Source organism: uncultured Amaricoccus sp., assembly GCF_937891315.1.
GTDB lineage: Bacteria > Pseudomonadota > Alphaproteobacteria > Rhodobacterales > Rhodobacteraceae > Amaricoccus.
In genome coordinates this window covers 1-9,684 of sequence record NZ_CALAGI010000140.1, presented here as the reverse complement: position 1 = coordinate 9,684, position 9,684 = coordinate 1, and the positions used below count along the sequence as shown (strand labels likewise).

The 9,684-nt window shown below is 69.2% G+C and carries 8 protein-coding genes; 5 read left to right on the top strand and 3 right to left on the bottom strand.

From position 1 onward, the window contains the following. Window positions 1–33 precede the first annotated feature (33 nt). Together trxA and Q0480_RS13245 are read left to right on the top strand one after the other, a co-directional pair. Window positions 34–357: a thioredoxin gene (gene trxA, locus Q0480_RS13250; RefSeq protein WP_299133606.1), complete on the top strand. Its 324-nt coding sequence runs from the start codon at window positions 34–36 to the stop codon at window positions 355–357. A 246-nt stretch (window positions 358–603) separates the two neighbouring features. Beyond that, entirely contained in the window at window positions 604–1,431 is an 828-nt protein-coding gene (locus tag Q0480_RS13245) for a hypothetical protein (RefSeq protein ID WP_299133605.1), read from the top strand. A gap of 245 nt (window positions 1,432–1,676) precedes the next feature. Here Q0480_RS13245 and Q0480_RS13240 read toward each other — a convergent pair whose 3' ends face one another. From Q0480_RS13240 to Q0480_RS13230, 3 genes are all read right to left on the bottom strand, one after another. After that, window positions 1,677–2,912 (bottom strand): folylpolyglutamate synthase/dihydrofolate synthase family protein, encoded by a 1,236-nt coding sequence (locus tag Q0480_RS13240; protein WP_299133713.1) that lies wholly within the window; start codon window positions 2,910–2,912, stop codon window positions 1,677–1,679. Between the two features lie 45 nt (window positions 2,913–2,957). Then, window positions 2,958–3,863 carry an acetyl-CoA carboxylase, carboxyltransferase subunit beta gene (gene accD, locus Q0480_RS13235; RefSeq protein WP_299133603.1) on the bottom strand — a complete coding sequence of 302 codons (906 nt, stop codon included), beginning with the start codon at window positions 3,861–3,863 and terminating at the stop codon, window positions 2,958–2,960. A 67-nt stretch (window positions 3,864–3,930) separates the two neighbouring features. Next, window positions 3,931–4,791, bottom strand: coding sequence for a type II CAAX endopeptidase family protein (locus Q0480_RS13230; protein WP_299133601.1), 861 nt, complete (start codon window positions 4,789–4,791; stop codon window positions 3,931–3,933). Between the two features lie 207 nt (window positions 4,792–4,998). Between Q0480_RS13230 and ilvD the strand changes: the two genes are divergently transcribed. The 3 genes from ilvD to Q0480_RS13215 are packed head-to-tail and all read left to right on the top strand — an operon-like array spanning window position 4,999 to window position 9,495. Then, the gene (gene ilvD, locus Q0480_RS13225; RefSeq protein WP_299133600.1) at window positions 4,999–6,732 is read left to right on the top strand and encodes a dihydroxy-acid dehydratase; all 1,734 of its coding nucleotides are present in this window, start codon (window positions 4,999–5,001) and stop codon (window positions 6,730–6,732) included. Beyond that, window positions 6,719–7,411 (top strand): hypothetical protein, encoded by a 693-nt coding sequence (locus Q0480_RS13220; protein WP_299133599.1) that lies wholly within the window; start codon window positions 6,719–6,721, stop codon window positions 7,409–7,411. The genes ilvD and Q0480_RS13220 overlap by 14 nt, the downstream gene beginning before the upstream one ends. A gap of 53 nt (window positions 7,412–7,464) precedes the next feature. Next, window positions 7,465–9,495, top strand: a complete 2,031-nt coding sequence (locus Q0480_RS13215) for an FAD-dependent oxidoreductase (protein WP_299133597.1) — start codon at window positions 7,465–7,467, stop codon at window positions 9,493–9,495. Window positions 9,496–9,684 lie beyond the last annotated feature (189 nt).

The following is a 9,684-nucleotide window of genomic DNA, read 5'->3' as shown; positions in this document are numbered from 1 at the left end:
GTTAGGGACCAACTTCAGTTAGGAGACCAGCGCATGGCAACCGTCAAGGTTACCGACAAGACCTTTCAGGACGAGGTGCTTGCCGCGGATGTTCCGGTCCTGGTGGATTTCTGGGCCGAATGGTGCGGCCCCTGCAAGATGATCGGCCCGGCCCTCGAAGAACTTGCCACCGAGTACGAGGGCAAGATCAAGATCGCCAAGGTCAATGTGGACGAGAATCCGGGCCTGCCGGCGCAGTTCGGCGTCCGCGGCATTCCGGCGCTCTTCATGTTCCACAAGGGCGAGGTCGTCTCGAACCGGACCGGCGCGGCTCCCAAGGCGAGCCTCAAGGGCTGGATCGAAGACAGCGTCGTCTGACCGGCCCGCCGGACTACTCGGGGCGGGTCATTTTCGACCATGACGGCGTAGGGTCCGCGATCGGTGCAAGGCTTCGCTCGCTCGGGGTGCGAGCGAAGCGGGGGTAACGCGATCACGTATCTTGCGCTGTCACCTATTTACCAACTAACGGAAATGTTGCCGAGGAAGCGCTGACAATTCGCAGCGAATGCTGGATTGTGCCGGCGGGTGCCGCGGAGTGGCACACAGTGGATTAAGGGGAAAGAAATGGCTGCGAGCAATCGTGCGATCAGCATATCGTTTGATAATGCCATGGGGGATGTCGATACCATGCTCCTGCCGCGGACCCAACACGCGGAAGACTTCACGCCTAATTATAGTCGCGAGGATCAGGACGACTACACGTATTTCAAAGGGCTTCTGACCTACACGGCGACCGAAGGTGCATGGTCCGGGCAAGATGCCCGTGTGACATTCAGAGGTTACTACGACACACCCGGCGACCTCTGGACGAACAAGTTCACGTTCGAGGCGGAGAATGGCGGGCATGTCACCTTCACCGCCAGCAAGGGCAACGCGATCCTGCTGCATTTCGCCCTCGATCACACGCAAGACCAGATCAATCTGCTCGGTGCGAAGATAACCGGCAACCGCTCCGACAATGTGCTCACCGGCGGTCTCGTCCACGACACGCTGAAGGGCATGTCAGGCAACGACACGCTCAACGGTCGGAGCGGCGATGACCTGATCGTCGGCGGCGCCGGTCGGGATGATCTCACCGGCGGTCTGGGCACGGATACGTTCTATTTCGCCAAGATATCCGAAAGCGGCGCGCGCGGCTCCGCCCGCGACATCATTCGGGATATGGCCTACAACGACATCATTGATCTGAGTGCGATCGACGCCGCCGAGGATCGGCGAGGCAACAACAAGTTCAAGTGGATCGACGGCGCTTCGTTCACCGGTCATGAGGGCGAGTTGCGCTATTCGAAGTCCGGCGTGCTCAGCGCGGACATCGATGGCGACAAGCACGCGGACTTCTCCATCAACATTGCAAACCACTACGACCTTCAGAGCGACAACTTCATCCTCTGAGGACGGAGCGGCGCTCGTCGCGTGATCCCTGGGAGGGCGGTGCGATCCCAGGGCGAACATCGTCGTCGCAATGCGACGCCAGCGATCTCCATCCTTGGTCCAACCAGGGGTGCTCAAGTTGAGCGCCCCTGCGCCGGTCCGACCTGGAGCACTATCCACCAGACGGAATCGTCTGGTGGTCAGGGTATTGCGACAAATCAATAGGCTGGGGCGGACGGCTTGGTTCTATCGGGACGGCTTTCGCTCTAGCCGTTGGACCGCAGCACCTGCCCGGCGAGATAGAGCGAGCCGCAGATCAGGATCCGGCAATTCGGGTCGCGCGCGGTGATCGCACGGATCGCGGCCGCCACGTCCGTCGCGGCCTCGGCGGCGAGGCCGACCGCCCGCGCCGCCGCCACGGTCTCCTCCGCGCTCAGCGTCGCCGTCTCGCCGGGGATGCTCACGCCGGTGAGGGTTGCGGCGCGCGCGCCCAGAGGGCGCAGGAAGCCCTCGACATCCTTGGTCCGCAGCATGCCGGTGACGAGATGCGTCGGCCGAGTCGGCAGGCGGCCCAACGCCTCTGCCAGGGCCACCCCCGCCGCCGGATTGTGCCCGCCGTCGAGCCAGAGCTCGCAGGAACCCGCCGCCGTTGCCAGTGGCCCGCGCCGCAGCCGCTGCAGGCGCGCCGGCCAGTCCGCGCGGGTCACCGCCGCCTCGCAGGCCGCCTCGTCCGCGCCGAGCCGCCGCAAGGCCGCCAGCGCCGCGCCCGCGTTCTCCACCTGATGCGCGCCGATCAGGTTGGGGCGGGGCAGGTCGAGCAAGCCCGCCTCGTCGAGATAGGCGAGCCGCCCGCGCTCCTCCCAGACCTGCCAGTCCTGGCCATGGACGAGCAGCGGCGCTCCGACCCGCGCCGCCCGCGCCTCGATCGCCGCGAGCCCCTCGGCCGCCTGCGGACCGACCACGCAGGGCACGCCGCGCTTGAGGATGCCCGCCTTTTCGCCGGCGATTCCGGCCAGCGTCTCGCCGAGATATTGCTGGTGGTCGAGCGACACCGGCGTGATCAGCGTCAGGGCCGGCGCCGCCACCACGTTGGTCGCGTCGAGCCGGCCGCCGAGGCCCACCTCCAGCAGCACGGCGTCGGCCGGCGTCTCGGCGAAGGCGAGCAACGCCGCCGCCGTGGTGATCTCGAAGAAGGTGATCGGCGCCCCGCCGTTCGCCGCCTCGCAGCGTTCCAGGAGCGCGCTCAGCGCCTCCTCGTCGATCAGTGCGCCGGCCACCCGGATCCGCTCGTGAAAACGTGCCAGATGAGGCGATGTATAGACATGGACCCGGTCGCCCCGCGCCTCGAGCCCGGCGCGGATCATCGCGACAGTCGAGCCCTTGCCGTTGGTGCCCGCGACATGAACCACTGGCGGCAGCCGTCGCTCGGGGTGGCCGAGCGCGGCGAGCAGCCGCTCGATCCGGCCGAGCGACAGGTCGATGACCTTGGGGTGCAGCGCCATGAGACGCGCCAGCACCCGGTCGCTGGCAAGGGGCGGCGTGACCACCTATTTCGCCGTCGCGGCCTCGGCCACCAACTCGCCATGCACCGCCGGCGGCTGGTCCATCAGCAGGCGGAGCAGCGTGATCAGCTGCTCGCGCATGTTCTTGCGCGCGACCACCATGTCGAGCATGCCATGTTCCAGCAGATATTCCGAGCGCTGGAACCCCTCGGGAAGCGTCTCGCGGATGGTCTGTTCGATGACGCGGGGGCCGGCGAAACAGATGAGCGCGTTCGGCTCGGCGATCTGCACGTCGCCGAGCATCGCATAGCTCGCGGTGACCCCGCCCGTGGTGGGATGGGTCAGCACGACGACATAGGGCAGTCCGGCTTCCTTCAGCATCTGCACCGCGACCGTGGTACGCGGCATCTGCATCAGGCTGAGGATACCCTCCTGCATCCGCGCGCCTCCGGCGGCGGCGAAGAGCACGAGCGGACATTTGCGCTTCACCGCGCGCTCGGCGCCGGCGATGATCGCATTGCCGACCTGCATGCCCATCGATCCGCCCATGAAGGCGAAATCCTGGCCGACGCAGATCGTCTTCAGCCGGCCGATCTCGCCCTCGGCGACCAGCATCGCCTCTTCCTCGCCGGTCTTCTTGCGCGCCTCGCGCAGGCGGTCGGGATATTTCTTCTGGTCCTTGAAGACCAGCGGATCGGCGATCGGCTTCGGCACCTGGATCTCGACGAAGATGCCGCCGTCGAACAGCTTGCGGAACCGCTCGCGCGGGGCGATCGGCATGTGATGGCCGCAGTTGGTGCAGACGTTGAGATTGTCGTCCAATTCGCGATGGAACAGCATCGTGCCGCATTCCTCGCACTTGACCCACAGGTTCTCCGGCACCTCGCGCCTGGAGAACAGCGAGTTGATCGAGCCGATCTTCGGGCGGACGTAGTTCGAGATCCAGTTCATCGGGCGGGCCGGCTCCTCCGTCGGCGGGTCTTGGCGCCTAGATAGGCTCGGGCCCGCGCGAATGCAATCACGCCGCGCGCCGGTCGCGCCAGCCGTTGAAGCCGAGCCAGATCGCATAGAGCACGAGCGTCGAGCCGATGTCGGCCAGCAGGAACGGCCGGAAACCGCCCGCGTCCGAGGGATCGATCGGCGCCTCGAAAAGCGTCAGGCCGGACAGCGGCGAGGGCGGTGCCACCAGCAGGATGGCGATCGCGTTGTTGGCGAAATGCAGCCCCATCGCCAGCGAGAGGTTGCCCGAGCGGATGGTCACGTCGGCGAGGATCATCCCCGTCAGCGCGGCGGAGACCACGACGAGCCAGGCGTTTTCGCCGAAGGTGGCCGGGTTCCAGTGCATCAGCCCGAAGAGCGCCGCGGGAAGCAGCCACCAGACCGCCCGGCTCTTGAACCGCGCGGCGAGGCCCTGGGTGAGGTAGCCCCGGAACAGCATCTCCTCCGCGCCGGTCTGGATCGCGATCGCCGGAACGGCGAGCGGCAGCGCGGCGGCCCAGTCCGCGAGGCCCATCCGCCGCGCCGGCGCGTCGAGCGCGAAGGCGGTCGGCAGGGCGAGCGCCGCCACCACCGCGATGCCGACGAGATAGGGGCCGGGCCGGATTCCGCCCGGCCCGATCAGGCTCGCGAGGCTCTGTTTCCGTATCAGCCGCGCCGCGAGGCCGAGCCCGAGGATCAGCCCGGCGAAGCCGCCGAGATAGGTGAGCAGCGCCCCCGTCGCCGAACCGCGGCCAAAGCCGAGCACGAGGCCCGCCGTCACCGCGATCCAGACCGCCCCGGCGACCAGCCCGCCGACCAGCAGGCGCCAGATCTCCGGCCGCGCCCGCGCCGGTGCGATGAAGGCCTCGAACCGGTCCGACCGGTGGGGGAGGAACGGCATGGGGAAGACCTCCGGCTGGCGGGAGGTCGACCCTAGGCGCCGCTTGACCGGGCCTCAAGCGGCGTCGGTCCTCGGAACTCCGCGCGTGCGCGCCCCGGGAGTCTTCGCCCCGAGAATCCCCCGCCTCGGGAATCCCCCGCCTTGAGAATTCCGGGGCCAGCGCCTAGGAGAACGCGGAGACGAAGACCGCCGGAGGAGAGAGCGCCGATGGACGCCCCGAAGTTCGACAAAAGCAAGCTGCCCAGCCGCCATGTGACCGAGGGACCAGAGCGCGCGCCGCACCGCAGCTATCTCTATGCGATGGGGATCTCGGAGGCTGAAATTCATCAGCCGCTGGTCGGCGTCGCCACCTGCTGGAACGAGGCCGCGCCCTGCAACATCGCGCTGAACCGGCAGGCGCAGTCGGTGAAGCTCGGCGTGAAGCAGGCGCTCGGCACGCCGCGCGAATTCACCACGATCACCGTCACGGATGGCATCGCCATGGGGCACGAGGGGATGCGCTCCTCGCTCGCCAGCCGCGACGCGATCGCCGACACCGTCGAGCTGACCATGCGCGGCCATTGCTATGACGCGCTCGTCGGTCTCGCCGGCTGCGACAAGAGCCTGCCGGGGATGATGATGGCGATGGTGCGGCTGAACGTGCCCTCGGTCTTCATGTATGGCGGCTCGATACTGCCCGGCCGGCTCGATGGCCGGGACGTGGTGGTGCAGGATGTGTTCGAGGCGGTGGGCAAGCATCAGGCCGGCGAGATGTCGGATGCCGAACTCGACATCATCGAGCGCATCGCCTGCCCGAGCTCCGGCGCCTGCGGTGGCCAGTATACCGCCAACACCATGGCCTGCGTTTCCGAGGCGATCGGCCTTGCGCTGTTCAATTCGTCCGGCGCCCCGGCTCCCTACGAGAGCCGGGACCAGTACGGCGTCGCCTCGGGCATCGCGGTGATGAACCTGCTCGAAAAGCGCATCCGTGCCCGCGACGTGGTGACGCGCAAGGCGCTGGAGAACGCGGCGCGCGTCGTGGCCTGCACCGGTGGCTCGACCAACGGCGGCCTGCACCTGCCCGCCATCGCACATGAGGCCGGCATCGACTTCACGCTCCAGGACGTATGCGACATCTTCCGCGACACGCCCTATTTCGTGAATCTGCGGCCAGGCGGCGCCTATGTCGCGAAGGATCTGTTCGAAGCCGGCGGTGTCCCGGTGGTGCTGAAGGAACTGCGCAAGGCGGGCCTCATCCACGAGGACTGCGTGACGGCGAGCGGCCGGACCATCGGCGAGGAACTCGACCTCATCCGGGGTGAGCCCGACGGCAAGGTGATCTATCCGGTCGAGGCGCCGATCTCGGCCACCGGTGGCGTGGTCGGCCTGACCGGCAATCTCGCCCCCGAGGGGGCGATCGTGAAGGTCGCGGGCATGACGCCGGCGGAGCAGGTCTTCACCGGTCCGGCCCGGGTGTTCGATTGCGAGGAGGACGCGTTCGAGGCGGTGCAGAACCGCGCCTACGCGGAGGGCGACGTGATCGTCATCCGCAACGAAGGTCCGGTGGGCGGCCCCGGCATGCGCGAGATGCTGTCGACGACCGCCGCGCTGTCCGGTCAGGGCATGGGCAAGAAGGTGGCGCTGATCACCGACGGGCGCTTCTCCGGCGCCACCCGCGGTTTCTGCGTCGGCCATGTCGGGCCGGAGGCGGCGAAGGGTGGACCGATCGCGCTGCTGCGCGACGGCGATGTCATCACCCTCGACGCGATCAGCGGCGAGATCAGCGTGGCGCTGTCGGACGCCGAACTGGCCGAGCGCGCCAAGGGCTGGAACGGGCCGCGGCCGACGATCTATGCCAGCGGCGCGCTCTGGAAATATGCGACGCTGGTCGGTCCCACCTATCTCGGCGCGGTGACCCATCCGGGTGCCAGGGCCGAGAAGCACGTGTATGCGGATCTTTGAGCGTGGCGCGGCGCTGGCCGTCGCGCTGCTGCTCGCCGCCTGCGATCCGGCCGGCGTCTCGGGATCTGGCGCCGGCCGGGTCACGGTGAACGCCGGCGGCCAGCCGGTCACCATCGCGGCGCCCGCCGGTTTCTGCGTCGATGCGCGCAGCACCAGCGTCACCTCGACGGGTGCCTTCGTGCTGCTGAGCGACTGCGCGCTGCTCGGCAAGGCGACGCCGGCGACCGCGCGGCCGACGGTCGGCGCCGCGCTGACCGCCAGCATCTCGACGGGCGGCCTCGGCGACGGCGGCCCCGCCACCCAGTCGCTGGCCGATCTCGAGCGCTACGTCGCGACGCCCCAGGGGCGCGCGCTGGTCGGGCGCGGCGGTCAGACCGCCGGCGTGCGGATCCTCGCGACCCAGACGCGGGCCGGCGTGCTCTATGTGCTGGTCGAGGACCGGGGGGCGCAGCCGATCGTCGGCGTCGATCCCCGCTTCTGGCGGGGCTTTCTCGAAATCAATGGCCGGCTGATCGCGATTTCCGAACTGGGCTTCAACGGGTCCCGCGAGGATCCGGAGGAGGGTTTCACCCTCCTCGCGGGCTTCGCCGATGCGATCCAGCGCGCCAATCCCGTCCGCCAGGCGCCGGCGGCGTCGCCGTTGGGGAACGTCGCGTCACCCACCTCGTCCGGCGGGTGACATCGGGCGAGGTTTGCGACAGGATCGGCGCAGCCCCACGCGAGTGCGCCATCGTGAGCCAACCCGCCTATCCGCGCCTTCTCGCCCCGCTCGATCTCGGCTTCGTCACCCTGCCGAACCGGGTTCTGATGGGCTCGATGCATACCGGACTCGAGGAAACCGGCGACTGGGCGCGGGTCGCCGCCTTCTATGTCGCGCGGGTCGAGGGGGGCGTTGGCCTGATCGTCACCGGCGGCATGGCGCCGAACTCCGAGGGCGCCGTGCTACCCGGCGCGGCGGGATTGTTCACGGCGGAGGATATCGCCCACCACCGGATCGTCACCGACGCGGTACACGCGGCCGGTGGGCGGATCGCGATGCAGATTCTGCACGCCGGGCGCTATGCCTATTCGCCGCGCGCCGTGGCGCCTTCGCCGATCCGCTCGCCGATCTCGCAGTACACACCGGCGGAACTCGACGCCGCCGGCATCGAGAAGCAGATCGCCGACATCGCCACCGCGGCCGCGCGGGCACGCGAGGCGGGTTATGACGGGGTCGAGATCATGGGCTCCGAGGGCTACCTCCTGAACCAGTTCCTCGCACCGCGTACCAACCGCCGCGCCGACGGCTGGGGCGGCCCGATCGAGAACCGCGCGCGCTTTCCGATCGAGGTGGTGGCGCGCGTCCGGGCGGCGGTGGGCGCGGATTTCATCCTGATCTATCGCCTGTCGATGATCGACCTGGTGCCCGAGGGCCAGACCTGGGACGAGATCACCTTTGTCGCCCGCGGCGTGGTCGCGGCCGGTGCGACCCTCGTCAATACCGGCATAGGCTGGCACGAGGCGCGTGTGCCGACCATCGCCACCTCGGTGCCGCGCGCCGCCTTCGCCTGGCTCACCGCGCGGATGATGGGCGAGCGGATCGGCGCGCCGCTCATCGCCTCGAACCGGATCAACACGCCCGACGTGGCCGAGGCGCTGCTGGCCGGGGGGGCGGCCGACATGGTCTCGCTTGCCCGGCCGTTTCTCGCCGATCCGCGCTTCGTGGCGCGGGCGGCGGCCGGGCGGCCGGAAACGATCACGCCTTGCATCGCCTGCAACCAGGCCTGCCTCGACCATACCTTCGCGCTCAGGGTCTCCAGCTGCCTTGTCAATCCGCGCGCCTGCCACGAGACGGAGCTGCGCCTCGACCCCGCGACGGTTGCGCGACGGATCGCGGTGGTAGGCGCCGGTCCGGCCGGCCTCGCGGCGGCGCTGGCCGCCGCCGGGCGCGGCCACGCGGTCACTCTGTTCGAGCGGGACGAGCGGATCGGCGGCCAGCTCAATCTCGCCAAGCGCATCCCGGGCAAGGAGGAGTTCGAGGGCCTCGTCGCCTACTACGCCCGCGCGGTGGCGGAGGCCGGGATTGAAGCGCGGTTCGGCGCCGAGGCGGGGCCGGAGGATCTCGCCGGCTTCGACGCGGTGGTGATCGCGACGGGCGTCGTGCCGCGCGATCCGGCGATCCCGGGCCAGGATCAGCCGCATGTGCTCGGCTATCTCGACGTGCTGCGCGGCGGCGCCGATGTCGGCCCTCGGGTGGTGATCGTCGGCGCCGGCGGCATCGGCTTCGACCTCGCGGAATTTCTTGCGCAGTCCGGCCCCTCGGCGACGCTCGATCCCGCGGCATGGCGTCGGGAATGGGGCGTCGGCGACCCTGACCTCACGTCCGGCGGGCTCGCGGAGCCGGCGCCGCCGCCCAGTGCCCGCGCGATTACCCTGCTCCAGCGCAAGGCCGGGCGGCCCGGCGCGACCCTTGGCAAGACGACCGGCTGGATCCACCGCGCGAGCCTCGCGGCGCGCGGCGTTCGGATGATGGGCGGCGTGAACTACGAAGAGATCACGCCCCGCGGCCTGCGGATCAGCTCGGGTCCCGGGCGCGAGAACCCGCGGCTGATCGAGGCCGACACCGTCGTTCTCTGCGCGGGCCAGGAGCCGAGCCGCGCTCTCGCCGACGCGCTTGTGGCTCGTGGCGTCGCGCCCCACATCGTCGGCGGCGCCGACCGCGCCACCGAGCTCGACGCCAAGCGTGCGATCGACCAGGCAACCCGCCTCGCCGCCCGCCTATGATACCAAATCCGTTTGGTTGCTTCGCCTGCGCCCTTCCCAACCCGGACCTCGCGTAGCCGCCCAAGGCGGCGCCCCTGTCGGTGTCCCTGCCGCCCCGCCTGCGATGTCCGATAGATGCGCGACGTCCAAGCCTCCACTGCGCGATTTCGAGGTTACGCGAAATCGTGACGGGCGTGCCCTGCCGGGGCA